The 26,833-nt window shown below is 39.7% G+C and carries 19 protein-coding genes and 1 riboswitch; of the genes, 12 read left to right on the forward strand and 7 right to left on the reverse strand.

All coding sequences use genetic code 11. The annotated features are described in order from the left end of the window. Positions 1–2 precede the first annotated feature (2 nt). Positions 3–389, reverse strand: coding sequence for a 2TM domain-containing protein (locus tag MWU84_RS14795; RefSeq protein WP_246902748.1), 387 nt, complete (start codon positions 387–389; stop codon positions 3–5). A gap of 56 nt (positions 390–445) precedes the next feature. On the opposite strand from MWU84_RS14795, the gene MWU84_RS14800 reads away from it, so the two are divergent. Together MWU84_RS14800 and MWU84_RS14805 are read left to right on the forward strand one after the other, a co-directional pair. Then, a complete protein-coding gene (locus MWU84_RS14800; protein WP_246902750.1) occupies positions 446–1,528 on the forward strand; it encodes an aminotransferase class V-fold PLP-dependent enzyme in 1,083 nt (360 codons plus the stop codon). Positions 1,529–1,681: 153 nt separating this feature from the next. Further along, a complete protein-coding gene (locus tag MWU84_RS14805) occupies positions 1,682–1,978 on the forward strand; it encodes an isoamylase early set domain-containing protein (protein WP_246902752.1) in 297 nt (98 codons plus the stop codon). A 188-nt stretch (positions 1,979–2,166) separates the two neighbouring features. Here MWU84_RS14805 and MWU84_RS14810 read toward each other — a convergent pair whose 3' ends face one another. The 5 genes from MWU84_RS14810 to MWU84_RS14830 all read right to left on the reverse strand — a co-directional run bounded on the left by MWU84_RS14810 (position 2,167) and on the right by MWU84_RS14830 (position 7,248). Further along, positions 2,167–2,991 carry a thymidylate synthase gene (locus MWU84_RS14810; protein ID WP_246902754.1) on the reverse strand — a complete coding sequence of 275 codons (825 nt, stop codon included), beginning with the start codon at positions 2,989–2,991 and terminating at the stop codon, positions 2,167–2,169. A 195-nt stretch (positions 2,992–3,186) separates the two neighbouring features. Further along, positions 3,187–4,647 carry a nucleoside transporter C-terminal domain-containing protein gene (locus tag MWU84_RS14815; protein WP_246902756.1) on the reverse strand — a complete coding sequence of 487 codons (1,461 nt, stop codon included), beginning with the start codon at positions 4,645–4,647 and terminating at the stop codon, positions 3,187–3,189. Positions 4,648–4,671: 24 nt separating this feature from the next. After that, the gene (locus tag MWU84_RS14820) at positions 4,672–5,301 is read right to left on the reverse strand and encodes a bifunctional nuclease family protein (protein ID WP_246902758.1); all 630 of its coding nucleotides are present in this window, start codon (positions 5,299–5,301) and stop codon (positions 4,672–4,674) included. 90 nt (positions 5,302–5,391) lie between these two features. Next, positions 5,392–6,360: an electron transfer flavoprotein subunit alpha/FixB family protein gene (locus MWU84_RS14825; RefSeq protein ID WP_246902760.1), complete on the reverse strand. Its 969-nt coding sequence runs from the start codon at positions 6,358–6,360 to the stop codon at positions 5,392–5,394. Between the two features lie 141 nt (positions 6,361–6,501). Then, on the reverse strand, positions 6,502–7,248 hold the full coding sequence (locus tag MWU84_RS14830; protein ID WP_246902762.1) for an electron transfer flavoprotein subunit beta/FixA family protein: 747 nt from the start codon (positions 7,246–7,248) through the stop codon (positions 6,502–6,504). Positions 7,249–7,435: 187 nt separating this feature from the next. On the opposite strand from MWU84_RS14830, the gene MWU84_RS14835 reads away from it, so the two are divergent. The 5 genes from MWU84_RS14835 to MWU84_RS14855 all read left to right on the forward strand — a co-directional run bounded on the left by MWU84_RS14835 (position 7,436) and on the right by MWU84_RS14855 (position 15,575). Then, a complete protein-coding gene (locus MWU84_RS14835) occupies positions 7,436–8,416 on the forward strand; it encodes a pyruvate dehydrogenase complex E1 component subunit beta (protein ID WP_246902764.1) in 981 nt (326 codons plus the stop codon). Positions 8,417–8,584: 168 nt separating this feature from the next. Then, entirely contained in the window at positions 8,585–11,080 is a 2,496-nt protein-coding gene (locus MWU84_RS14840; RefSeq protein WP_246902766.1) for a DUF5686 and carboxypeptidase-like regulatory domain-containing protein, read from the forward strand. Between the two features lie 70 nt (positions 11,081–11,150). Further along, a complete protein-coding gene (locus MWU84_RS14845; RefSeq protein ID WP_246902768.1) occupies positions 11,151–11,681 on the forward strand; it encodes an inorganic diphosphatase in 531 nt (176 codons plus the stop codon). A gap of 131 nt (positions 11,682–11,812) precedes the next feature. Then, positions 11,813–14,224: a sodium-translocating pyrophosphatase gene (locus MWU84_RS14850; RefSeq protein ID WP_246902770.1), complete on the forward strand. Its 2,412-nt coding sequence runs from the start codon at positions 11,813–11,815 to the stop codon at positions 14,222–14,224. 85 nt (positions 14,225–14,309) lie between these two features. Beyond that, entirely contained in the window at positions 14,310–15,575 is a 1,266-nt protein-coding gene (locus MWU84_RS14855) for an MgtC/SapB family protein (RefSeq protein ID WP_246902772.1), read from the forward strand. 26 nt (positions 15,576–15,601) lie between these two features. Here MWU84_RS14855 and MWU84_RS14860 read toward each other — a convergent pair whose 3' ends face one another. Then, complete coding sequence (locus MWU84_RS14860) at positions 15,602–16,216, reverse strand: deoxynucleoside kinase (protein ID WP_246902774.1); 615 nt, start codon at positions 16,214–16,216, stop codon at positions 15,602–15,604. 196 nt (positions 16,217–16,412) lie between these two features. Between MWU84_RS14860 and MWU84_RS14865 the strand changes: the two genes are divergently transcribed. The 5 genes from MWU84_RS14865 to thrA all read left to right on the forward strand — a co-directional run bounded on the left by MWU84_RS14865 (position 16,413) and on the right by thrA (position 26,663). Then, positions 16,413–17,255 carry a GLPGLI family protein gene (locus MWU84_RS14865; RefSeq protein WP_246902777.1) on the forward strand — a complete coding sequence of 281 codons (843 nt, stop codon included), beginning with the start codon at positions 16,413–16,415 and terminating at the stop codon, positions 17,253–17,255. Positions 17,256–17,307: 52 nt separating this feature from the next. After that, entirely contained in the window at positions 17,308–19,995 is a 2,688-nt protein-coding gene (locus MWU84_RS14870) for a TonB-dependent receptor (protein ID WP_246902785.1), read from the forward strand. A 247-nt stretch (positions 19,996–20,242) separates the two neighbouring features. Further along, on the forward strand, positions 20,243–21,499 hold the full coding sequence (metK, locus tag MWU84_RS14875; protein WP_246902787.1) for a methionine adenosyltransferase: 1,257 nt from the start codon (positions 20,243–20,245) through the stop codon (positions 21,497–21,499). A 75-nt stretch (positions 21,500–21,574) separates the two neighbouring features. Further along, a riboswitch (SAM riboswitch) is annotated at positions 21,575–21,683 on the forward strand. Between the two features lie 158 nt (positions 21,684–21,841). Beyond that, positions 21,842–23,134 carry an O-acetylhomoserine aminocarboxypropyltransferase/cysteine synthase family protein gene (locus MWU84_RS14880; protein WP_246902788.1) on the forward strand — a complete coding sequence of 431 codons (1,293 nt, stop codon included), beginning with the start codon at positions 21,842–21,844 and terminating at the stop codon, positions 23,132–23,134. A 142-nt stretch (positions 23,135–23,276) separates the two neighbouring features. After that, positions 23,277–26,663 carry a bifunctional aspartate kinase/homoserine dehydrogenase I gene (gene thrA, locus MWU84_RS14885; protein ID WP_246902790.1) on the forward strand — a complete coding sequence of 1,129 codons (3,387 nt, stop codon included), beginning with the start codon at positions 23,277–23,279 and terminating at the stop codon, positions 26,661–26,663. Positions 26,664–26,833 lie beyond the last annotated feature (170 nt).

Raw genomic sequence — 26,833 nt, forward strand, 5'->3', positions numbered from 1 at the left:
CACTATTCTTTTTTTTTATTGATATTGGATATTGGAAATTCCGTTTCGATCTCTTTCTGCAATTCAGCTATTTTTTGTTTCTGCTTTAGGACCAATTTTTCGCGTTGGGTACGTTCCCATTCCAAGCCCATAAATTTTGTAGTGACAAAAACATTGAAGACGTGAATTGCAAACAAGAAGGCCCATAGTGTTATTGCCCATACAAACCAATTGTATTCTACGCCGAACTTTAATATTTTATTGATGATAATCAGAAATACACTACCTATCAAGAACACAACAAAATGATTATAAAGTTGCTTTTTTTGCTTTATTCTTTTTTGGGCATGTTCCATGAGTTCATGCTGTTCTGTTTCTATAAGTGATCTTTTTTTATTCTTGGAGAACATCCTTATGTCTATCTTTAGACAAAGATACCATAAATACAAAATTTACATCTTCGGACATGCAAAAGATTATTAAGCAATTCCCAGTTTTAAGTCAATATACCTACCTCAATACAGCTACCTCTGGCCTTCTTTATGATGGCCTTTTGGATTGGCGGCAAGAACACGATCTTGATTTCCTGATCGGGGGTAGCAAAATGAAAATGAAAAGCAATGTGCTTCTTTCGGAAACTAGAAATACGATTGGAAAAATTTTTGGTTGTAAAAGTGAAAACATAGCCTTGGTGCCCAATTTTTCCATTGGTCTTAATTTCCTATTGGAAGGTATGGGCGGTAAAAGGAACGTATTGCTATTGGAAGGCGATTACCCTTCGGTGAACTGGCCCTTTGAAAATAGGGAGTGCAGCACCTATTATCTAAAAGTGACCGATACTTTGGAGGAAAATATTTATGACAGGATAAAACTGGACAATATAAATGTCTTGGCCCTTAGTTTGGTGCAGTGGTTAAATGGGATTAAGGTGGATCTGGAGTTTTTAAAGAATTTGAAAAAGGAGTTTCCCGATCTATTGATCATAGCAGACGGTACGCAATTTATGGGTACGGAGATTTTTAATTTTGAGGATTCTGGCATAGATGTACTGGGCAGCAGCTCCTATAAATGGCTGCTGGGCGGCTATGGTAACGGTTTTATGTTATTTGCCGATGATACACCGGCCAAATTCAGTTGTAGGTCCACGGGTTTTAATGCAGCCGATGGGGATGTGGGAGGTAAGGACAAGATGTCCTTCGCAAAACAATTTGAGCCCGGACATTTGGATACCTTCAATTTTGGGAGTCTGAACTATTCCTTGGGATTTTTGTCGGACATTGGAATGGAAAATATTGCCGGACAAATTAAAAAACTTTCTTTAAAAGCTAAAATGGAATTGGAGAATTTGGGTCTGCTCGAAGATGCTGTGGTAAAGAGAAAAGAGCACAGTTCTATATTTAATATCTCGGGGGATAAGGATTTGTTCACTAAATTTTTGGAGAACGATGTGGTATGTGCACAACGTGGAAATGGCATTCGTTTAAGTTTTCATTTCTACAATACGGAAAATGAGATAGATAAGATTTTGGGAATTTTAAAAAGAAGGTAGGCAATGTTATTTAGTTGGGAATTTTGACTAGTAAAATTATCAAAGAAGGCCAATTGTTAAACTTATTTTAAGAAAATGATAAAAATGATATTGGTCATTGGAAATGAGGCATTTAATGATGTAATTTTGCGCTGAATCTAAAATATAGAGGTTATGGGAATTACAAAACAATATTTAAAGAGTAAGCCAGTCTGTAAGGTGACTTTTTCTGTACCTGCTGAAGATGCAAAGAAGGTGGCAGTAGTTGGGGATTTTAATAATTGGAGCCCTAAAGGCAGTGCATTGAAGAAATTGAAAAACGGAACTTTCAAAGGAACTTTTGATTTGCCAAAGGAAAGTACTTACGAATTCAAATATATAGTGGATGGTAATTACGTTAACGAAGCTGAGGCTGATCGTTACCAATGGAACGAATTTGCAGGTGCCGAGAATTCAGTATTGGAAATTTAATTGATCAATATCTGATACCATTGGACCATTTTTTCAATGGTATCAGATTTATATAGGTATTCTATTTTCTTCTAAACCGAATACCAACATCCAAGGTACGTCCAAAACCGTGGATTCACAGCGATTTAGTGGCCTAAGTAATATAGGGCTGCGGCTTATATGTTTTCCAAGCAATCTTCCGAACTTTCTTAAACTGCTACTATTCCCTTTATATGTGGGTGTGGATCATAATCCATCAAACTAAAATCTTCGAAAGTAAAGTCGAAAATATCCTTTACCTCTGGATTCAGGACCATTTTTGGCAAGGGTCTTGGCTGTCTGCTTAATTGTAATTCAACTTGTTCAAAATGGTTGTTGTAGATATGTGCGTCACCAAAGGTGTGAATAAATTCGCCGGGTTGCAATCCGCAAACCTGTGCCATCATAAGGGTAAATAGGGCATAGGACGCTATATTGAACGGGACACCCAAAAATATATCGGCACTCCTTTGATATAATTGACAGGACAATTTACCATCGGCAACATAGAATTGAAAGAAGGCATGGCAAGGAGGCAATGCGGCTTTTCCATTGGCTACATTTTCAGAAAATGATAATGAGGTGTCTGGAAGTACACTAGGGTTCCAGGCCGATACCAACATACGCCGACTGTTGGGATTGGTTTTAAGGGTGCTTACAATATCCTTTATCTGGTCTATTTCATCCCCGTTCCAATTACGCCACTGATATCCGTAAACAGGACCTAAATTTCCATCTTCGTCCGCCCATTCGTTCCAAATGCGCACACCGTTTTCCTGCAGATAGCCAATATTGGTATCCCCCTTTAAAAACCAAAGTAATTCATGGACAATGGACTTCAAATGGAGTTTTTTGGTGGTAACCATGGGGAAACCCTCCGCCAGGTCAAAACGCATTTGATAACCAAAAACACTTTTGGTACCTGTACCGGTCCTGTCTCCTTTTTGAGTTCCATTTTCCAATACATGTTTTAGTAAATCGTGGTACTGTTTCATAAGCTTCGGCCTTGACGCGCCCTATAAAATAGGGAGGTAAATATAGATTGATGTCCAATAATTAGTGTGATCAAAATTAGGTAAAACTAATTTCAGTAGGATCGGGAAGTGTTTTAAGTTATTAAATTTTATTAACGGGGAGCAGTGATCAATACTTCTTCAGGGGGTAATTTTTTCCAACGTGATTACGGTTGGTTAGCCCAGAATCATTCCGGCAATGGTAGCCGATAGCAAAGAGGCTATGGATCCTCCCAAAACCGCTTTCATTCCAAATTCCGACAAAGTTTTTCTTTGACCTGGAGCGAGGGAGCCTATACCGCCGATCTGAATCCCAATAGAGGCAAAATTGGCAAAACCACATAACATATAAGTAGCCATAATTACCGATTTGTTAAATGTGAAATGGGTGCTGCTAGCTATATTCTTTAGTTCCGCCAATTGTATATATCCAATAAATTCACTTGCTGCCAATTTAATGCCCAATAACTGCCCCATGAGCATAATATCTACTGAATCCACCCCGATAAGCCACATAAGTGGGGCGAAAATTGTTCCTAGAATAGCTTCCAAGGAAAAATTGCCGTAAGGTGAGTTCAGAGCGATCCATGAGTTTAGGTGGGTAATGTCGCCTGTCCAATTTAAAATACCATTTATCATGGCAATAAAGGCGACAAAAACCAAAAGCATGGCACCTACGTTTACGGCCAGTTTTAGGCCCTCGGTGGTTCCGTTCGAAATGGAATCCAAAATATTGGAACCAATTTTTTCATTCGAAACATGGACATCGGTATTGATTGCTTCGGTTTGCGGGTATAGAATTTTGGAGATAACGATGGCCCCGGGTGCAGCCATAACCGATGCTGCCAACAGGTGCTTGGCGAACTGTAGCCTTAGGACTGGGTCGTCTCCTCCTAAAAAACCAATATAGGCCGCCAAAACGGCTCCGGCTACGGTAGCCATGCCTCCGATCATTACCAAAAGCATTTCCGATCGGGTCATTTTTTCCAAATAGGCCTTTATTAACAATGGAGCCTCCGTTTGTCCTAAAAAAATATTCCCGGTGACACTTAAACTTTCAGCTCCGGAAATTCCTAGTGATTTGGATAGTAACCAAGCTAATGCTTGGACTACTTTTTGAATTATTCCCAGATAGAACAGTACTGAAGTCAATGCCGAAAAGAAGATAATGGTGGGTAGGACCTGAAATGCAAAAATAAATCCAAAGGTATCCATGTCCACTACCAGACCTTCAAAAAGAAATTTGCTACCCGCCCTTGTAAAGTCAAGGATGCTGACAAAAATTTTACCTCCAAACTCAAAGATTTTGGAAACAAAGCTGAGGTCAAATCTATAACCAAAGGCATTAAAACCAATTTTTTCGCCAATTAGAATACAAATGGCCAAAAGCAGTTGGATAAAGAGTCCGATTCCTGCGGTTTTCCAATTAATGGCTTTTTTATTATTACTAAAGAGGTAGGCTATGAAAATCAAAGATGACATTCCTAAGACACCTCGCCATATACTTTGAAATGATACACCTTGATTGGGGGTGATTCCAGAAGTACTGTGGAGTATGTTTGGGTTGCTAATTTCTTGGGCATGGGATGGAAATGCTATAAAGCAGAAAATAAATAAAACCCAAAGCTTATTTCTCATCCAGTAGTCTTATAAATTCCTAAACTATTTACGTTTGGAGATCTCGTCCCGGAGTTTTGCGGCCTTTTCATAGTCTTCACTGGCAACGGCCTTGTCCAATTCGGCATACAATTCCTCGGTACTCAGTTCTTTGTAGCCCTCGGAAGCGCCTGGGTTTATTTCTACTGTTTCTCCTTCCTGAAGAATTTCATCGACCATAATGCTGTCATCAGAATCTTCCTTGTCCTTCTCTTTTGAAGAAAATTTGAGGAATATACCTGCCTTATCCAATATGGTCTTGTAGGTGAATATAGGAGCGTTAAACCTTAGGGCCAAAGCAATAGCATCGCTGGTCCTGGCATCTATGATTTCCTCTATTTTATCGCGTTCGCAAATAATACTTGAATAGAAAACACCATCAACCAATTTGTGGATGATAACTTGTTTGATCACGATATCGAAGCGATCGGCAAAATTTTTAAAAAGATCATGGGTCAGTGGTCTTGGAGGCTTAATTTCCTTCTCCAAGGCAATAGCTATGGATTGGGCTTCAAAGGCGCCAATAACGATAGGTAGTTTGCGATCACCATCAACTTCATTCAATATAAGGGCATATGCACCATTTTGCGTTTGGCTATAGGATATCCCCTTTATTTTTAATCTAACTAAACTCATAGAAATTTATCAACTAAAAAAGGCTGTTCAAAAGACTGGACGGACCATGTATGTTTGAGCAGCCCTTTAAGGGGCACAATTTAACAAAAATTAAGCGTTTTGTGCCTTAAATTCCTTTAATTTTTCGATTAGCTTGGGAACAACTTCAAAAGCATCGCCTACAACACCATAGTCGGCAGCTTTGAAAAACGGGGCTTCCGGGTCGGTATTGATGACTACTTTTACTTTGGAGGAGCTAACTCCTGCCAAGTGTTGGATTGCCCCTGAGATGCCTATGGCAATATATAGGTTGCTAGCTACCGGTTTACCTGTTTGTCCAACATGCTCCCCATGAGGTCTCCATCCAAGGTCCGATACAGGTTTGGAACAGGCAGTTGCCGCACCCAATACTTCGGCCAATTCTTCTATCATTCCCCAGTTTTCTGGACCTTTTAGCCCACGTCCGCCCGAAACTACAATGTCGGCATCTGCAATAGTGGCTTTTCCGACCACCTTGTCTATTTCTAAGGATTTTGTAGTAAATGAATCTTCCCCAATGTTAGGGTCAAAGCTCTCTACCGCGACAGTAGTTTTATTTTCCGCACTTCCAAAAGCATTATTGGAAACTCCAATAATTTTAATTTCAGAACTGATTTCGGTAGAGGCAAAACCCTTGTTGCTAAAGACGGTTCTTTTTACCTTGAACGGACTGGTGCTCTCGGGGGCTGATACTACATTTGGAACATAACCGGCCTTTAGTTGGGCAGTTAAAATTGGAGCTAAAAATTTTGTATCCGCACTGGAGCTAAGAATAATGACCTTGGCGGATTCCGTTTCCGCTGCCTGGCCAATTACGTTGGCAAAAGCCTTTGCATTAAAGGTTTTTAGACAATCATTGGAAACATTCAGTACTTTGGAAATTCCGAATTCACCCAGACCTTCAACGTCAGTGGCGTTAATGGAAAGTGCAATAGCCGTAGTTCCCAATTGCTTTGCTACCTCATAGGCGTAGGAGGCAACCTCATGAGCATTCTTTTTAAATTTTCCGTTTTCGGATTCTGTATATACTAAAACTGACATAGATTTTAATTTTTATGTAAGGGCCTGCTTTTAAAGATATATTGTGTTGGGCCCAATAAATTATTTTCTTTTAGACTGATAAAGACTTAGTTTTTATGCTCTGCTTTCTTGCTGTATGAAACTATTCCTGGGATCTGAATGTTAGATCACTTTGGCTTCATTGTGCAATAAATTGATCAATTCATCAATGTTTTCTGCATCTACCAAAGTAACCTTGCCTTTTGGGGCAGGTTTTTCAAATTTAACGTCTGCTGTTACATTATTGGATGATACCGGTTCAACTACGTTTAATTTCTTTTGGCGGGCCATCATGATTCCCCTCATGTTCGGAATTCTTAGGTCGCTTTCGGCAACTAGGCCTTTTTGTCCCCCGATAACCAATGGTAATGTAGTAGTCAATTTTTCCTTTCCACCATCGATCTCCCTTGTAACGGTAGCATTGTTGCCCTCAATTTCCAGGCTTATACAAGTGTTAACGAAGTTCATTCCCAATAAAGTGGCTAAAATACCAGGGACCATGCCGCCATTGTAATCAATGGATTCACGTCCAGCGATCACAAGGTCGTATGCTCCGCTTTTTACAATTTCCGCCAATTGCTCGGCTACGAAAAAACCATCTGAAGGTACTGCGTTTATACGTATTGCTTCATCGGCACCAATAGCAAGCGCTTTTCTAATGGTCGGTTCTGTGCTGGCCTCCCCAACTGTGGCAACATGTACTGTGGCTCCCTGCTTTTCCTTGAACCACATGGCGCGGGTCAGGCCAAATTCGTCATTGGGATTAATGACAAACTGAACCCCATTGGTGTCAAATTTAGTGTCACCGTCAGTGAAGTTTATTTTTGAAGTAGTGTCCGGGACATTACTTAGACATACTAGAATTTTCATATATTAATATTTTGTTGACCGTTAATTAAGAAATGGTCGCTAAGATACTCAATAATTTTTTAAATTACTATGCATGCATAGTAATTTTTTTGAGGTATTTTTAATTGTTAACTTCTTAATTTTGATATATTATTTCCTACTTTTGCTAGCGCTTTAAGCATTTTAACATAAAGATTCCATTTTACAGATGAAAACACTACAGTTTAGGGAGGCTATACAGCAAGCAATGTCCGAGGAGATGAGGAGGGACGAGTCCATTTATTTAATGGGTGAGGAAGTTGCTGAATACAACGGGGCCTATAAGGCTTCTAAAGGAATGTTGGATGAATTTGGCCCGGAAAGGGTAATAGACACCCCTATATCCGAGCTTGGTTTTGCCGGTATTGGTGTAGGTTCGGCTATGACTGGTAATAGACCTATTATAGAGTTTATGACGTTCAATTTCGCTTTGGTAGGGATTGATCAAATCATCAATAATGCGGCCAAGATCAGGCAAATGTCCGGCGGTCAATTCAATTGTCCCATTGTTTTTCGCGGTCCAACAGCCTCTGCCGGTCAATTGGCAGCGACCCATTCACAAGCTTTTGAAAGTTGGTACGCCAACTGTCCCGGGTTAAAAGTGGTGGTTCCTTCCAATCCAAAGGATGCCAAGGGGCTTTTAAAGGCATCCATACGGGATAATGACCCAGTTATATTTATGGAGTCGGAACAAATGTATGGCGATAAAGGTGAAGTGCCGGAAGGAGATTTTACAATTCCGTTGGGTGTTGCGGATATTAGGAGGGAAGGTACAGATGTTACCATTGTTTCCTTTGGTAAAATTATAAAGGAGGCGGATAAGGCGGCCGAAGAGTTGGCCAAGGAAAATATTAGTGTAGAAATTATTGACTTACGTACGGTTAAGCCATTGGATTACGAGGCGGTTTTAAAATCGGTGAAGAAAACCAATAGATTGGTGATTTTGGAAGAAGCTTGGCCTTTTGGCAATGTGGCTACCGAGATAACCTATCATGTGCAGTCCAACGCTTTCGATTATTTGGATGCTCCAATAGTTAAGATCAATACTGCCGATACACCGGCCCCATATTCCCCTGTACTATTGGCAGAATGGTTGCCCAACTATGAAGATGTTGTAAAGGCGGTCAAGAAAGTATTGTACAAATTATAATATATATCTAAAAATGATGTTTTAGCTTCGTTGACCTAGGGTTGACGGAGCTTTTATGTTATAAATCCAATTAAAAGGGTAAGTATAGACTGTTGGATACGTCTATACGCTCAGTTTCTAACTATTAGGGAGTGAAACTCTTTTATGGGGGTCTTTTTAAATAAGAAAATGACAAGAATCCTTTTAATCTTTTTTCTAGTTATCGTTCAATGCGCTGTTTCCCAGACCAAGGTTGGGGGTATTGTGTTGGATGAATCTGGCGAACCTGTGTCATTTGCCAATGTTTTGTTCAAGGATTCTTCAGAAGGTACCATAACCAATGACAACGGTAGGTTTTATATGGAATCCGATAATACCCATTCTACTTTATTGGTATCTTTTATTGGTTATGAGACCAAAGAAATAAACCTTACTACTAAGGTTACCTATGACATGAATATTGTACTGGCCGAGTCCAGTGAACAGTTGGACGAGGTGGTGGTATATGTGGGGAAAACCGATAAGAAGAATAATCCGGCGATAGATATCCTTAAAAAAATATGGGCCAAAAAACGTGAGAACGGGGTTCATATGTTTAAGCAATATGAGTTTGATAAATACGAGAAAGTAGAGTTCGACCTAAATACCATAGACAGCGCCCTAATGAAGAGCAGGGTTTTTAGAGGGTTGGAATTTGTGTTTAATGATTTGGATACTTCACGGATAACAGGGAAAACCTATTTGCCTATTTTTTTGAACGAAACATTCTCAAAGGTCTATGGGAATAACGAAACGGCCTCAGTAAAAGAGGATGTACTTGGGAGTAAGAATTCTGGCTTCAACAACAATCAGGCTATAATTGCATTCATTGCCGATCTGTATTCCGATTATGATATTTACGATAATTATTTAAAATTTTTCGATAAAAGTTTTACCAGTCCCTTATCCAGGACAGGTGTGGATACCTATAATTATGTCTTGGCCGATAGTGCTTATATAGACAATAAATGGTGCTACAATATTATTTATTATCCGAGAAGGAAGAACGAGCTTACCTTTAAAGGAGACTTTTGGGTAAACGATACTACCTACGCGGTAAAGAATATAAATTTAGCTGTCACCAAAAGTGCCAATATCAACTGGGTCAAGGAAATTTATATTGAACAGGAGTTCGATGTGGTGAACGATTCTGTTTTTCTCTTGACCAGGGACTATATGCTGTCCGACTTTAGTTTTAATAAAAAAGAAAAGTCGAGGGGGGTTTATGGCAAGAGGACTACGGTCTATGGGGATTACAAATTTGATCAGCCCAAACCGAACGAGTTTTATAGGGCCAAGACCGATCCATTTGATCCAATGGTCTTAAATAAGGAAGATGAATTTTGGGAAACCAATAGGTTGGAATCGTTGAATGCCGATGAAAAAGGTATCTATAAATTATTGGACACCCTAAAGACAGTGCCCAAATTTAAAAGCTATTATAACATAGTGAGTATTTTGGGTTCCGGATATGTGGAAATAGATAAATGGAATTTGGACCTTGGGGATGTGTACAGTGTTTTTGGATATAATGAAGCTGAGGGAGTGCGCCTGAGGGCAGGGGCACGAACATATTTTGGTCAGAACGATCCTTGGCGATTACAAGCTTATCTGGCTTATGGATTTGGGGACGATAAATTTAAATATGGTGTTTCCGGAAAATGGTTGGTGGACAAGAAATCCAGATTTATCGTTTCGGGAGGAAAAAGAAGGGATATAGAACAATTGGGGATTAGCTTAACGGCAACCACGGATGTCTTGGGAAGAAGTATTGCCTCTTCCTCGGTGTTTACCGTTGGGTCAAATGATAGGCTTACCAATATAGATCTTAGCACTTTTAATCTGGAGCTGGAACCGGTTACCAACTTAAGAATAGGGGTGGGAGGTGCTTATAGGACACTTAGTTCTGCCTTGCCCAATGCCTTTAGTTTGGATTACATAGACCCAACATCACCTACTGGGACATCATCGGAGATTAATCAATTTGATCTATCTACCATTCTTATCTATACTCCTGGGAAGAAAACCATAGGCAATGGGGTGGAAAGAAGGGATGTCAACGATAATTACAGTACCTTGTTTTTGTCCTATACCAACGGAATCAAGAACTTCTTGGATAGTGATTTCGATTATAAAAAGGTTCAGTTTAGCTACACCCAACCTTGGCAGGTGGGTGGTCTTGGAAGGTTGTTAAGTACCGTGGAGATAGGAAAGACCTATGGGGATGTGCCGTTGGGATTGCTTAACGCTATTCCTGGAAATCAAACATTCTTCTCTGTTTACAATACTTTTTCCAATCTCGATTTTTATGAATTTGTTACCGATACTTATGTTTCGGCACATTTGGAACATAATTTTAACGGTAGGTTTTTCTCGAGAATTCCCTTTATGAGAAAATGGAACCTAAGGGAAATTATAGGTTTAAGAGGAGTCTGGGGAGAACTTTCGAATGAAAACAAAGCCTTGAGTGCTCCGGCAAATATTCCTTTATTGGCTCCAAATGATAAGATATATTGGGAGTATTCGGTAGGAGTAGGGAATATATTAAAGATATTGAGGATCGATTTCAATTTCAGGGGAAATTATTTGGAAAACCCAGGAGCAAGGTCTTTTGGGGTAACGGGGTCTTTTGGATTTCATTTCTAGTATTCATTTTTAACAGTTACCTGATATTAATTTGTTATTTTAGAACAATTATAAGATTAAACATAACCATATGAGCAGTGAAGAAATTACGTCGTTCGATGTATTGATTGAAATACCAAAGGGTAGTAGAAACAAATATGAATACGATTTTGCCCTAAAGAAGATAAGGTACGATAGGATGATTTTTTCATCCATGATGTATCCGGCCGACTATGGGTTTGTCCCAGAGACTTTGGCATTGGACGGTGATCCATTGGATGTTCTTGTTTTGGTCACCGAAGCAACATTTCCCGGTTGTGTAATGGAAGTTAAACCTATAGGTGTCTTTCATATGACCGATGAAAAAGGACCTGATGAAAAGGTGATATGTGTGCCAGTATCGGATCCGATCTGGAACAAGATCACTGATCTAAACGAATTGAATCCGCATTTAATTAAGGAAATAGAACATTTCTTTAAAGTCTACAAGGACCTTGAAAAGAAAAAGGTCGACGTTGGCGGTTGGGGAGAACAACGGGAAGCCAAGGAAATTGTGGCAAAATGTATACAAAGGTTCAAAGATAGTGACGTACCAAAACAGGATGTAAGTATAAAGTATTAGTACATAATTTTTAAAAAGCTGAAGAGCAATATTGCGGAGGTAATATTGCTTTTTTTATTCTGTCATATTTTACTACTTTTGCCCTCAAAATATTGAATATTTAATCAAATTTTTAACAAATAATCAAACAAATGGAATCAATAATTATTTACTTGCCAATAATTATGGCATTGGTAGGTCTTGCTTTTATGGCGGTGAAAAGGTCTTGGGTATTAAAACAAAATGCCGGGGACGGCAAGATGAAGGAAATTTCAGATTATATCTATGAAGGGGCCTTGGCTTTTCTTAAAGCAGAATATAAATTATTGACATTCTTCGTTATAGGTGCCAGTATTGCATTGGCCGTAATTTCTTTTATAGTGCCTACTACACACATTCTTATTGTAGTAGCTTTTATTTTTGGTGCATTCTTTTCTGCTTTGGCAGGTAATATGGGAATGAAAATCGCCACAAAAACAAATGTTAGAACTACACAGGCGGCCCGAACCAGTTTACCGCAGGCCTTAAAGGTGTCTTTTGGTGGTGGTACCGTCATGGGGCTTGGTGTTGCAGGTTTGGCAGTATTGGGTCTAACTACGGCATTTATACTGATATATCAATTCTTTATGAGCGGCTCATGGACTTCAACCGAGGACATGACGATTGTTCTTGAAACTCTGGCTGGTTTTTCGCTTGGAGCAGAATCCATTGCCTTGTTTGCAAGAGTTGGTGGCGGTATCTATACCAAGGCGGCAGATGTAGGTGCAGATTTGGTTGGAAAGGTTGAGGCCGGTATTCCAGAAGATGATCCCCGTAACCCGGCAACCATTGCCGATAACGTTGGGGATAATGTAGGTGATGTTGCAGGTATGGGTGCGGATTTATTTGGTTCTTATGTGGCCACCGTATTGGCTGCTATGGTTCTTGGAAATTACGTTATTAAGGACATGGGCGGTGTTATTCAGGATGCCTTCGGGGGTATTGGGCCAATTTTATTGCCTATGGCCATTGCAGGTTTTGGAATTATTTTTTCTATTATAGGCACCATGCTTGTAAAAATTAAAGACAACGAAGCCAAGGAAAAAGAAGTACAGGGTGCCTTGAACGTGGGGAACTGGGTTTCCATTGCATTGACCCTTATTGCTTGCTTTGTGTTGGTAAAATATATGTTGCCAGAAACTATGAAAATGGAGTTTTTTGGTGAAGGTTTAAAAGATATTTCATCCATTAGGGTATTTTATGCCACCGTTATCGGTTTGCTTGTAGGTGGTGTAATCTCTTCGGTTACCGAATATTATACTGGATTGGGCACCAAACCTGTATTGGCCATTGTTCAAAAATCAAGCACCGGTGCAGGAACCAACGTAATTGCCGGTTTGGCAACAGGTATGATTTCTACATTTCCGACAGTTCTATTGTTCGCTGCGGCCATTTGGTCTTCGTACGCCTTTGCAGGTTTTTACGGGGTGGCTTTGGCAGCTTCCGCAATGATGGCCACAACGGCTATGCAGTTGGCAATTGACGCCTTTGGTCCTATCTCCGATAATGCTGGCGGTATTGCAGAAATGAGCGAGCAGGATCCTATCGTTAGGGAACGTACGGATATATTGGATTCTGTGGGGAACACAACGGCAGCTACAGGAAAAGGATTTGCTATTGCCTCAGCGGCTTTGACCTCCTTGGCATTATTTGCGGCTTATGTAACCTTTACAGGAATCGACGGAATCAACATTTTTAAAGCGCCTGTTCTGGCCATGTTGTTCGTAGGGGGTATGATTCCGGTTGTATTTTCTGCCTTGGCTATGAATTCGGTTGGTAAGGCAGCTATGGATATGGTATATGAAGTGCGTAGACAATTTAAGGAAATACCAGGAATAATGGCAGGGACAGGGAAACCTGATTATGCCAAATGTGTTGATATATCTACCAAGGCCGCATTACGTGAAATGATGTTGCCTGGTATTTTGACAATTGGATTTCCAATTGCAATTGTACTTTTAGGGAAATTGGTTTACGGAAGCGATAATCAATTGATCGCTGAAATGTTGGGAGGTTATATGGCCGGTGTTACCGTTTCCGGTGTACTTTGGGCCATATTCCAAAACAATGCCGGTGGTGCCTGGGATAACGCTAAAAAATCTTTTGAGGCCGGAGTGGAAATTAATGGGGAAATGACCTACAAGGGATCGGATGCCCACAAAGCGGCAGTTACGGGTGATACGGTTGGTGACCCATTTAAGGATACTTCCGGACCTTCAATGAACATTCTTATTAAACTTACCTGTTTAATTGGATTGGTGATCGCTCCAATATTGGGCGGACATTTGGAATCAGGGGTTGCGGAACAGGAAGTGCAGATTGAAATGCATCTGGAATCCACGGATTTGGCGCAGGCCGTTATTACTTATACCACAACTGTGAATGGTGAGGCCATAACAGAGGAGAAAACCTTCAAAGGGACCCAAGAGGAGGTAAAGGCCCAATTGGAGGCATTTGAGAATACAGCTGTAAAATCCGATAATAATAGAACAGTGGTTATTGATAAAATAGAGGTTAAAAAGTAATTTGCAGAACTTATAATTAGACAGTATATTGAAAACCCCGTTTAAACGGGGTTTTCACATTTTAGGTTGCTCATATTTATATCTTATGGATTATCACGATTTAACTACCTTGGGTATCGCCTTCGGATTAGGCCTTTTGGTAGGAATGCAGCGCGAAAAGGCCAATAGTGAACTGGCCGGGGTACGGACCTTTACCCTTATTTCAATTTTAGGAGTTTTGGCGGGATTCTTGGCCAGGGATTATCAAAATCCCTTTATTTTACCAGCTCTTGGTATAGCTGTAACCTCACTTTTAGTGATAGCCAATTATATAAAAATAAAGGCATTTACCAAGCCTGATATTGGTCAGACTACCGAGGTGGCTGCTTTGATCATGTTCGCTATAGGAGCCTATTTGGTAATGGGCGACAGGGTGTTGGGCATAATAATAGGGACTTCTATTGCGGTTCTGCTTTATGTAAAGGAAAGACTTCATGGTTTTATAGATAAACTACAGGAAAAAGATCTTGCGGCTATTATGACATTTGCCGGAATCTCCTTAGTGATACTTCCTATTCTTCCAAATAAAACCTATGGGCCGTATAATGTGCTCAATCCCCAAAACATTTGGTTAATGATTACGCTTATAGTAGGGTTGAGTGTCTTAGGATATTTTATTTATAAGTTTGTCGGGAAAAAGTTGGGGATTATTTCCAATGGTGTTTTGGGGGGATTGATCAGTAGTACGGCGACCACCGTTAGTTATGCCCGTAAAACTGTGGATACGGCATCTATAACCAAAATGGCGGCCTTTGTGATTACCGTGGCTTCTGCTATTTCCTTGGCTAGGGTGATGGTAGAGATAGGGGTGGTAATACCAGAAAAATTGCCTGTTATTCTACTGCCATTAATGGTAGAATTTGTAGTCATGGCACTTATTTGTTTGGGGATGTTCTATAGTATAAACAAGGATTCCAAGGATGATACAATGCCTGAACCGGATAATCCCGCCGATTTTAAAAGTGCGTTGGTATTTGGGTTGCTTTACGGGGCCATATTGTTGGCGGTAGCATTTGCCAATGAAGAGTTTGGAGATGATGCCCTATATATTGTGGCTATAATAAGCGGACTAACAGATGTGGATGCCATAACCCTATCTTTGTCGCAGCTAATTAAAAGCGATGCCTTAAACGTGTCTACGGGTTGGAAACTTATTCTATTGGCCAGCTTATCCAATTTGGTCTTTAAGGGTGTTTTGGCAGGAATTTTGGGCACAAAGCAGCTGGCCAAATGGATAGGATTTGCCTTCGGAACAGCAGTAGTAGCGGGTGCGTTTTTAATATGGCTGTGGCCTGCCTCTTGGCATTTCTGATCAAAGCTGTTTTTTAGGCATGCTTTCTAAAAGAGCCCATGGATCTCGGCGTCGATCTTATTGATGACCAAGCCCAAATCTTCCGGTTCGTCCACAAAATTCAGTTTATCTACATCAATAACCAAGAGATTGCCTTTTTCGTAGCTTTCAGCCCATGCTTCATAGCGTTCGTTAAGTCGGCTTAAATAATCTATGGATATGCTGTTTTCATATTCACGACCCCGTTTGTGGATTTGATTCACCAAATTGGGAATGGAACTTCTTAAATAAATCAATAAATCTGGTGGTTGTACCAATGTTTCCATTAATTCGAATAGACTGGTGTAATTGCCAAAATCCCTATTGGTCATTAAGCCCATGGCGTGTAGGTTTGGGGCAAAAATATGGGCATCCTCATAGATGGTCCGGTCTTGAATAGTATCCTTGCCACCTTTCCTGATCTGTAATATTTGTCTGTATCTATTATTAAGAAAGTAGATCTGGAGATTAAAGCTCCATCTTTCCATTTGATTGTAAAAGTCGTCCAGATAAGGATTGTCAACCACATCTTCAAATTGGGCCTCCCATTGGTAGTGTTTGGACAATAATCTTGTTAAGGTTGTTTTGCCAGCCCCAATATTTCCTGCAACGGCGATATGCATAGGTTTGTAATTATGGTTAGTGTTATTCGCACTTTTGATTAAGAGGTACAATATACAAGATATCGCGAGTAAGTTAAAATCTTTGGAAGAATATCCGATAAAAAACTTATGGGATATGTTTTATGTTTTTTTATTGATTCCGGATTAAACCAAAACAATTAATTGCAGTCTTAAGCTTGATACAAAATGTTAAATAATGAAATATTTCTATTTTTTCTCCATGATGCTATTTGCATCCCAAGTCGGAATTTATGCCCAAGATTTTCAGGGTGAAGCTACCTACTTCAGTAAGACTACCGTAAATATGGATTTTGGTGGAAGGCAAATACCAGAGGATAGAAAAAAGGAAATAATGCAAAGGATGAAGGAAGCCAATGAGCGGACCTATATTTTAACCTTTGACAAATCCTCATCAATTTATAAGGAGGAGGAAAGATTGGAGCAGCCGGGCAACGGAAGGGGCGGTGGGCGTTTTGGAATGATGGGTGGAGCCGGTGGTGATTATTACAAGGATGTACGGGAAGGTAGATACTTGGTCAAAAATGAGCTTTTCGGAAAGATTTTTTTGGTAGATGATGAGTTGCCAAAACTGGAATGGAAACTTGGAGGGGAATCGAAACAGATTGGTAATTATACAGCTTTTAAGGCTACCGCTATCAAAACTATTAAGAGGCCCAATATGCGGGCAATTTTTCGTAGGGGAGGGGACAATAATGAAAATCAAGAATCGGAATTTACAGAAAAGGAAATTGAGATAGTAGCTTGGTATGCCCCAGATGTTCCGGTAAACCAAGGTCCAGGAGAGTATTGGGGACTTCCGGGTCTTATTTTGGAGGTCAAAGATGATGTTACCGTTATACTGTGTACGAAATTGGTGCTCAACCCAACAGAGAAGAAAGAGATCAAGGCCCCTAATAAGGGAAAAACGGTAACCCAAGAGGAATATGATAAAATTTCCAAGGATAAAATGGCAGAAATGCGGGAGAATTTCCGTGGCGGCCGAGGCGGTGGTAACAGGGGCGGAGGCGGCAGGCCTTAATTATAAGTGCTTTTTCATCATTAATCATTAAGGTATTCTAAATTATTTATAGATGTACAATAAGAATTTTTATTCCGTACTGGCGGCCCTTTTTGCTATTGCCACAGCTTTTGGTCAGGAAATAACCCTAACGGGGATTGTTAAGGATTCTACAGGAGTGGGAATCGATATGGCAAATGTCATAGCCATAAATACGGAAACCAAGGCGTTGGAGTCTTACGGAATTACAAATCATAGTGGACTTTATAAGCTAAATTTAAAATCGGGTTCAAATTTTAATGTCCGCATAAGCTATTTGGGTTTTAAGACAGATGAATTCTCTTTTACGGCACCTACAACCGACGTTAATAAAGACATTACTTTGTACGAGCAGACCAATCAATTGGATGAGGTTGAGGTAACCTATGAGATGCCTATTTCGGTTAAGGGAGATACCATAGTCTATGATACGGATTCTTTTGTTACCGGTACCGAAAAGAAGCTAAAGGATGTACTGGCCAATTTGCCCGGGGTGGAAATAAATGATGACGGGCAAATAGAGGTAGAAGGCAAAAAGGTGACCAAAGTAATGGTGGAAGGAAAGGATTTTTTTGACGGGGATTCCAAGTTGGCGGCAGAAAATATTCCGGCCAATGCATTGGATAAAGTAGAGGTGTTGAGAAATTTTAATGAAGTAACCCAAATGAAGGGCCTAACCAACGATACGGACAATGTAGCCCTCAATATTAAACTAAAGGAAGGAAAAAAGAGATTTTGGTTCGGGGAAATAACGGCAGGCTATGGGACCAATGATAGTTATTTGGCGCATCCAAAACTTTTTTATTACAGTCCCGATTATAGTATTAATATTATTACCGACCTCAATAATATTGGGGAAGCTCCTTTTAACAGAAGGGACTACCAGAATTTTACGGGAGGCTTTAGGAATCTGGGTAGCTCAAGTGGGAGTTCTATAGATATTGGTGGGGATGGTTTGGGGCTTTCCAGCCTTCAAAATAATAGGGCCAAAAACATAGACACCAAATTTGCTGCCGTGAATTTTAGTTACTCCCCAAAAGAAAATTGGGATTTAAGTGGATTTGGTATTTACTCCTATACAGGGACCATAATGGAAAACCAAACACGAAGGATCTATATCTCCTCCAATGAAACGGAGGATGCCATCACCGCAACAGATCAAACCGCGCATTTGGGATTAGCGAAATTTAGTTCCTTGTACAAACCCAATGACAGATTTCAATTTGATTACGACATACTTCTGAAACAGTCCGATGACCATGAAATTGAGAATGTTCTTTCTGTTTCCACCATTACGGATGAAATTACGGAAACAAAGAAGCAAAAGCCTGTTTCGGTAAATCAAAATGCCAATATTTATTATACTACCTTAAATTCAAAAAATATTTTTGCTTTCGAGGCACAGCATATTTATCAGGATGAAGATCCTTTTTACAACGCCATAAGGGATAATTTTGCCTTTACCGATATTTTTCCTGTAGATGAAAATCAGAATATCTATAACCTAAATCAAGGTAAAAATACCGTAACCAATAAAGTGGATGCTAAGTTGGATTATTTTTGGGTTACCGGCCAAAAGAGTAATTTGCAATTTACTTTAGGGACTACACAGAGCCATCAGAACTTCGATTCGGATATTTTTCAAATTCTGGATGGCGGGGCATCACTGGATTTTACCGATAGTGAGTATAACAACGATGTCACCTATAATATCTCGGATTTGTATTTAGGTTTTCATTATAAGGTAATAGCTGGGATTTTCACCTTTAACCCAGGTGTTACATTACATCAATATGGTACTAAAAACACTCAGTTGAACACTACAGTGGAGGACAATCTAACGGCCTTGTTACCTGATCTGTACATTAATGCACAACTTAAAAAATCGGAAAACATACGATTCAATTATAGGGTCTCAAGATCTTTTACCGATGTGAATAATTTTGCGGAAGCCTATGTACTCAACAATTATAATTCCGTTTATTCAGGAAACCGTGACTTGGAGAGTGCTTTGAATCATAATTTATCCCTGAATTTTTTCAGTTTTAATATGTTCAATTTTACTAACATTTTTGGAAATGTTACGTACACAAAGCGAATAGATGCCTTAAAAAGTGCTACGGAAATTATTGGGATTAATAGGATTGGGACTACCATAAACTCAAATTTGGAGGACGAATCCTTAAGTGCCAATGGTAGGTATCAAAGAACTTTTGGAAAAATAAAGGCATCAGTAGGTGCAAATGTTTTCTGGTCCGCCACTAATAACATTGTGGATCTGCAGCCAAGAAAATCAGAATCCTTCACCCAGAATTATACTTCTTCCCTAGCTACCAATTTTAGGAATGCCCCTAACTTGGAGTTAGGGTATGCGTATACCGTAAACAATTACGACAATGGGGGAAATGCCACTACCTTTTATACCAACAGGCCCTATGCCAAGTTTGATGCCAACTTTCTGAAAAGCTTCATCTTTACCTTGGATTATGATTATTATAAGTACATGGACAAAGAAAACACTATTGACAATACATATAGTTTTTTGGAAGGTAATCTAAGTTATCAGAAAAGGGACAGCCCTTGGGAATTTGGGATAAAGGGGACCAATCTACTGGGTACAGACGCCATAAACCGGGATAGTACCAATGAATTGTATTTTACCACCTCTTCTTATTTTATTCAACCCCGTTATGTCTTGTTTACTGTAAAATATGATTTATAGATCTTTTTAGGGCCAAATTGAAAATTGTTGTTAAACATTTTTAGTTACGTCAAGAATTCTTGTACTTTTGTATCCGAAAAAATATCGAGGAAGGATTTGACTGATTGCAACCTCATGTGCTGAATTAGTTTCGGCATAACAAAATGCTAAAGCAGTTTAAGTTGTTCAGTTCCATTGGAGCTGTAACATCCACTCTTCTCTAGTATGCATCGTCAAGTTCTTATTAATTTTTATTTAGAAAGGATTTATGGCATATTTATTTACTTCGGAATCGGTTAGCGAAGGACATCCAGATAAAATAGCGGATCAAATTAGTGATGCATTACTGGATCATTTTTTAGCTTTTGACATGGAAAGTAAGGTGGCTTGTGAAACCTTGGTAACTACTGGGCAGGTAGTATTGGCAGGGGAAGTTAAAAGTCATACTTATCTTGACGTACAGCAAATAGCGCGTGATGTTATCAATAGGATTGGTTATACCAATGGGGATTATAAGTTTAGTGGAGATTCCTGTGGAGTAATTTCTTTGATCCATGAGCAATCCAAAGAAATCAACCAAGGGGTGGATCGTGGTAAAAAAGAAGAACAGGGGGCAGGTGATCAAGGAATGATGTTCGGCTATGCCACCAAGGAAACGGAGAACTACATGCCCTTGGCTTTAGATATTTCACATAAAATATTACAGGTTTTGGCGGCTTTGAGAAGAGAAGGAGATGCTATCTCCTATCTTAGGCCAGATGCCAAAGCTCAGGTGACTATTGAGTATTCTGATGATAATGTACCCCAACGTATAGATACTATTGTGGTATCTACCCAACATGATGAGTTTGATAAGGATGATGATCTGATGTTGGCCAAAATTAAAAAGGATATAATTTCTATTCTTATCCCAAGGGTTAAGGAACAATTGCCAGCGGATATACAAAAACTTTTTAATGAGACTATAAAATATCATATCAATCCAACAGGGAAATTTGTAATTGGCGGTCCCCATGGCGATACTGGATTAACAGGAAGGAAGATTATTGTGGATACCTACGGAGGCAAAGGAGCCCATGGTGGTGGTGCATTTAGTGGAAAGGACCCCAGTAAAGTGGATCGTAGTGCAGCTTATGCGGCCAGGCATGCCGCCAAAAATCTTGTAGCTGCCGGGGTTGCCGATGAGATGTTGGTACAGGTAAGTTACGCCATTGGTGTTGTGGAGCCCACCTCTATTTTTGTGGATACCTACGGTTCAGCCAATGTGGCTCTAAGTGATGGAGAGATTGCTAAGAAAGTTGCTCAATTGTTCGATATGCGACCTTTTGCCATTGAAGATAGGCTAAAACTTAGAAACCCTATTTATTTGGAAACAGCGGCCTATGGACATATGGGCAAGGAGCCGAAAATAATGACCAAGGTTTTTGAATCTCCATACAACGGACGGGTAGAAAAGGAAGTGGAATTATTTACCTGGGAGAAATTGGATGCCGTTGATTTGGTGAAAGAAGCTTTCAATTTATAATTTTTTTGAAAAGATTAGGATAAAAGAATTTTCCATACTTATATTTGCAAACCTAAAGTTCAAACACTTATTGAATCGTTATCAAGAAAGGTGGAGGGAATAGACCCTATGAAGCCTTAGCAACCCTTTGATCATTTATTAAAGAAGGTGCTAAATTCTACCTAAATACTGGGCCAAATTATTTTGGTTTGTTTTATAGTATCAATGGCAGATAACACTAGCGGCTAGTACTGTAGCTGATTTTCTTTTTAACTTTTTGATTTTATAATATTGCATTGTCCGCATTATTTGTTTTGGCTTTTTATTTTATCTATTTTAATAATTTAATAAAAACAAGAAATCATGAGTACTCAAAAATTTTCAACAAACGCATTGCATGCCGGACATGACACAAAATTAACAGCTGGTACCAGGGCCGTACCAATTTATCAGAATACGGCCTACGTATTTAACAATACGGACCATGCAGCCAATCTTTTTAATTTATCCGAACCTGGATTTATTTACACCAGGCTGAACAACCCTACCAATGACATTTTAGAGCAGCGTTTGGCTGCTTTGGAAGGAGGTCTTGCCAGTGTGGTTACCGCTTCTGGTACTGCGGCTATTTCCACGGCCTTATTGGTTCTTCTTAAAACAGGTGATCATATAGTGGCTTCTAGCAGTTTATATGGCGGTACTTATAATCTATTGGCCGTAACCTTGCCTAGGTTGGGCATTACTACCACTTTTGTTGAGGCCGGGGACGAAGACAATTTTACAAATGCTGTTCAGGAAAATACTAGGGCGATCTTTGTGGAATCTTTGGGAAATCCTAAGTTGGATGTGTTGGACCTAAAGGCGATATCCGAAGTAGCCAAAAAGGCTAAAATTCCGTTTATTGTGGATAATACGGTGGCTACAAGTGCTTTGATCAAACCTATTGAGCACGGAGCAAATATTGTTATCCATTCGCTTACAAAATACATTAATGGTAATGGTACCGCTATGGGAGGTGTTATTGTAGATGCTGGTACTTTTGATTGGAGCAGTGGTAAATTCCCTGAGTTTACAGAGCCATCACCTGGTTATCACGGTTTGGTATACCATGATGTCTTGGGTGCTGCTGCCTTCATTGCCAAGGTTAGAATAGAAGGTTTAAGAGATCTGGGTGCGGCATTAAGCCCATTTAATGCCTTTCAAATTATTCAAGGTCTGGAAACATTGGAGCTTCGTATCAAGAAACACAGTGAAAATGCTTTGGAATTGGCCAAATGGTTGCAGGATAGAAAAGAAGTGGCATGGGTAAACTACCCTGGTCTGCCAACTAGCCCCTATTATTCATTGGCTAAAAAATACTTGCCAAAGGGACAGAGTGGAATTGTGACCTTCGGAGTTAAAGGAGGATACGAGTCTGCCAAAAAGGTGGTTGATGAAACCAAACTATTTTCTTTATTGGCCAATATAGGGGATACCAAGTCTTTGATTATCCATCCAGCAAGTACAACCCATCAGCAGTTGGATGAAAAAGCCCAACAGACTACCGGCGTAACAAAAGATTTAATACGTCTGTGCGTTGGTTTGGAGGATATTGAAGATATAAAAGCGGATTTGGTACAGGCATTTTCGACCATCGACAAGTCAGTTTTAGCTTAAAAATTATTTTATTTCCCTTTAAAGTCGTTTACCAAGTGATACGGGAGTGCATAAATTAAAATCTCTAATGTTAAGGCACTCCCTTGTCATTTTAAAATCAATGGCCCGGTTCTTTAAAGAAAATTACTAGTAGAAACAACCTATGTTACATCATCTTTCAATAAATAAATACGTTACCTATAGTGGCAAGACGTTGGATATCAACCTATCCTACGAAATCTTTGGACAACCATTACATGCCGCACCAATTATATTGGTGAACCATGCCCTAACTGGTAATTCCAACGTGGCAGGCGAACATGGCTGGTGGACAACATTGATCGGGGATGGTAAATGTATTGATACCAAGAAATACACCATTCTTTGCTTTAATATTCCTGGAAATGGTTACGATGGATTTGTAATCGATAACTATAAGGATTTTGTTGCCAAGGATATTGCCAAGATTTTTATACTAGGATTGGAAGCCCTAAAAATAAGCAAGCTATATGCACTGATCGGGGGTTCTTTGGGTGGAGGTATAGCATGGGAAATGGCCGCTCTGGATCCACATTTAACAGAACATCTAATTCCGGTAGCATCAGATTGGAAATCTACGGATTGGCTTATTGCCAATTGCCAGATACAAGAACAATTCTTGGTGAATTCCAAGCAACCTGTACATGATGCGCGTATGCATGCCATGCTCTGTTATAGGACTCCGGAATCCTTTAAGGAGCGTTTTAAAAGAAGTACCAATGAGGAGCTGAAAGTCTTTAACGTGGAGAGTTGGTTAACACACCACGGGAAAAAATTACAGGAGCGTTTTCAATTGTCGGCCTATAAATTAATGAATCAATTGCTGAAGACAATTGATATCAATAGGGAAGGGGAGGAAGCGTTCATTAATCTTCAAAATAGCGATACCAATATCCATATCATTGGGGTTAATTCAGATCTTTTTTTTACGGCCCAAGAAAATAAGGATACTTTTAAAAAACTGGCCCAGGCCAATAGCAATGTCACCTATGGGGAAATACATTCCCTTCATGGACATGATGCCTTCTTGATCGAATTCAATCAAATGGAGGAGTTGCTAAAGGGGGTTTTTGAGCGTAATGGCAGATCTAAGAAAGTCAAGGTTCTAAAATTTGGGGGAAAGTCTTTGGCCAACGGGGAAGGGTTGGATACAGTATTAAAGATCATCACGGAAAAGGTGGTGGATGGTGAAAATATTGCGGTAGTTGTTTCTGCAAGGAACAAGGCTACGGACCAATTGGAGGCTATGTTGGATAAGGCGGCCAAGAGGTTGGATTATAAAAAGGATTTTGAAGAATTTGAGAAATATCAACAGCACACCTATGGCAATGTAAATCTCTCCGAAGAATTTCGGGGATTGGTAAAATTATTCGAAGGAGTTGCTTTATTAGGAGATTATAGTCCTAAAATAAAGGATCAGGTTTTGGCTTTTGGAGAATTGCTTTCGGCTAAATTGGTGGCCAAATTACTTATTGGTAGGGGAATTAATGCCAAATTTATTGATTCCAGACAACTTATTAAGACCGATTCAAACTTTGGGGATGCAAAGGTCTTGGAGACCTTGTCCAAAGAAAATGTAAAAAGTGAGTTCGGGAAATTGGACCTGGATGCTGTAGTGGTGACAACAGGGTTTATTGCCTCCAATGAATTAAACGAAACAACTACCTTGGGCAGAAATGGGAGTAATTACTCTGCCGCTTTATTGGCCAATTACCTCAATGCCGAGGAATTGCAGAATTATACCCATGTAGATGGCATTTTTACGGCCAACCCGGATTTGGTTACAGAGGCTAAAAGAATCTCGGAACTTTCCTATAGCGAGGCCAATGAGTTGGCTAATTTTGGAACCAATATCCTGCATGCCAAGACTATTATTCCATTAATAGAAAAGAATATTCCTCTACGGATACTAAATACGTTTAACAACGATAACGAGGGTACTTTGATCAGTGCAAAAACTAGTAAGGAAGGCATAAAATCCTTGTCCGTTATAGAAAATATGGCGTTGATCAATTTGGAAGGCCGTGGTTTATTGGGCAAGGTAGGGGTAGACGCCCGTATCTTTAGGACAATGGGCAATAATAACATTAGTGTTAGCATTATTTCCCAGGGGTCATCGGAAAGAGGGATTGGTTTAGTGGTCGACGCTAAAGATGCAAACTTGGCCAAAACTTCCTTGGAAGAGGAGTTTCAAACCGATTTCAAACTGCAGGATATCAACAATATTACCGTTATAGATCAAGTATCCGTTATTTCCATCGTAGGTCAGGACTTGAGTACTTTTCACAAGCCATTCAATGCGCTTATTAAAAACCAAGTGGTTCCATTATTGTTCAACAATACCGTGTCGGGCAAAAATGTGAGTCTGGTGGTCAAAAAATCAGATTTGCACAAGGCACTAAATGTAGTACACGGGCAGATATTTGGAATAAGCAAAAAAGTAAATTTGGCTATTTTTGGACATGGAAATGTGGGTGCTACCTTGATTGATCAGATTCTTAAGTCCAACAAGACCATTGAAAAAAGAAAGGGTATCCACATCAATGTTTTTGCGGTTGCCAATTCCAAAAAAGTCCTATTGAACAAAAATGGTATTTCCAAGAATTGGAAAAGTTCCATGGAAACCAAAGCTATACCTTATAAATTAAACGATATATTTAGATATGCCAAGGACAATCATTTGGAAAATCTGATTGCGGTAGATAATACTGCCAATGAGGAATTTGTAGCCTCTTATTTTGATTTTGTGGACAATGGTTTCGATTTGGTGTCCTCCAATAAAATTGCCAATACCCTGCGTTTCGATTACTATCAGTTGTTGAGGGAAGAGCTGGCAAAGCATCAGAAACAATATTTATATGAAACCAATGTTGGTGCTGGATTACCGTTGATAGACACCATTAAATTGTTGCATCTTTCGGGAGAGAATATTACTAGAATAAAAGGGGTGTTCTCCGGTTCCTTAAGTTACATTTTCAACACCTTTTCGGAGAAGGACGCCCTATTCTCTACAATTTTAAAAGAAGCCATGGAATTGGGGTATACGGAACCAGATCCGCGCGAAGATCTTTCCGGGAACGATGTGGGTAGGAAGTTGTTGATTTTAGCCAGGGAGCTCGATCTTAGCAACGAGTTTGCGGATATTCATATTGAAAATTTAATTCCGGAATCGTTGCAGGATGGTGATGTAACAGGCTTTTTGGATCGATTGGATATATTGGACAAAAAGTTTAGCAAGATAAAGAATGCACAAAAACCGGGTCATGTACTACGTTATGTAGGTGATCTATCCGGGGACCTGCAGAAGGAAAAAGGAAAATTGGAGGTAAAGTTAATCTCGGTTCCCAAAGAGAGTGCGCTCGGACAAATTAAGGGATCAGATTCCATTATTGAAATATATACAGAGTCTTATGGGCAACATCCGTTGGTTATCCAAGGGGCAGGTGCTGGTGCAGCTGTAACGGCTAGGGGTGTTTTTGGCGATATATTGCGTATTGCGGAAAAAGGATAAATTTTGTTGCTTCGTGGCTCCGCTCAGCCATCGGGGAATGTCGGAGATTGAGCGTAGTGGTAATCGGTTATTGTAGCGAAAGATAGTGCCGAAACCACTGGAGCATATCGGGGATAAAGTGGAGCTGTAAAAGAGGTGTAACAAGGTCTTGTGTAATAATTGACAACGGC

Origin of the sequence: Arenibacter sp. F20364 (assembly GCF_023015905.1) — a bacterium.
Classification (GTDB): Bacteria; Bacteroidota; Bacteroidia; order Flavobacteriales; family Flavobacteriaceae; genus Arenibacter.

Bases quoted from the DNA above. Each gene is read 5' to 3' on its own strand.
- MWU84_RS14800 (WP_246902750.1), top strand. From the start codon at position 446: ATGCAAAAGATTATTAAGCAATTCCCAGTTTTAAGTCAATATACCTAC.
- thrA (WP_246902790.1), top strand. From the start codon at position 23,277: ATGTTACATCATCTTTCAATAAATAAATACGTTACCTATAGTGGCAAG.
- MWU84_RS14810 (WP_246902754.1), bottom strand. From the start codon at position 2,991: ATGAAACAGTACCACGATTTACTAAAACATGTATTGGAAAATGGAACT.
- MWU84_RS14855 (WP_246902772.1), top strand. From the start codon at position 14,310: ATGGATTATCACGATTTAACTACCTTGGGTATCGCCTTCGGATTAGGC.
- MWU84_RS14845 (WP_246902768.1), top strand. From the start codon at position 11,151: ATGAGCAGTGAAGAAATTACGTCGTTCGATGTATTGATTGAAATACCA.
- MWU84_RS14860 (WP_246902774.1), bottom strand. From the start codon at position 16,216: ATGCATATCGCCGTTGCAGGAAATATTGGGGCTGGCAAAACAACCTTA.
- MWU84_RS14830 (WP_246902762.1), bottom strand. From the start codon at position 7,248: ATGAAAATTCTAGTATGTCTAAGTAATGTCCCGGACACTACTTCAAAA.
- MWU84_RS14805 (WP_246902752.1), top strand. From the start codon at position 1,682: ATGGGAATTACAAAACAATATTTAAAGAGTAAGCCAGTCTGTAAGGTG.
- MWU84_RS14815 (WP_246902756.1), bottom strand. From the start codon at position 4,647: ATGAGAAATAAGCTTTGGGTTTTATTTATTTTCTGCTTTATAGCATTT.
- MWU84_RS14840 (WP_246902766.1), top strand. From the start codon at position 8,585: ATGACAAGAATCCTTTTAATCTTTTTTCTAGTTATCGTTCAATGCGCT.
- MWU84_RS14870 (WP_246902785.1), top strand. From the start codon at position 17,308: ATGTACAATAAGAATTTTTATTCCGTACTGGCGGCCCTTTTTGCTATT.
- MWU84_RS14795 (WP_246902748.1), bottom strand. From the start codon at position 389: ATGTTCTCCAAGAATAAAAAAAGATCACTTATAGAAACAGAACAGCAT.
- metK (WP_246902787.1), top strand. From the start codon at position 20,243: ATGGCATATTTATTTACTTCGGAATCGGTTAGCGAAGGACATCCAGAT.
- MWU84_RS14825 (WP_246902760.1), bottom strand. From the start codon at position 6,360: ATGTCAGTTTTAGTATATACAGAATCCGAAAACGGAAAATTTAAAAAG.
- MWU84_RS14865 (WP_246902777.1), top strand. From the start codon at position 16,413: ATGAAATATTTCTATTTTTTCTCCATGATGCTATTTGCATCCCAAGTC.
- MWU84_RS14835 (WP_246902764.1), top strand. From the start codon at position 7,436: ATGAAAACACTACAGTTTAGGGAGGCTATACAGCAAGCAATGTCCGAG.
- MWU84_RS14880 (WP_246902788.1), top strand. From the start codon at position 21,842: ATGAGTACTCAAAAATTTTCAACAAACGCATTGCATGCCGGACATGAC.
- MWU84_RS14820 (WP_246902758.1), bottom strand. From the start codon at position 5,301: ATGAGTTTAGTTAGATTAAAAATAAAGGGGATATCCTATAGCCAAACG.
- MWU84_RS14850 (WP_246902770.1), top strand. From the start codon at position 11,813: ATGGAATCAATAATTATTTACTTGCCAATAATTATGGCATTGGTAGGT.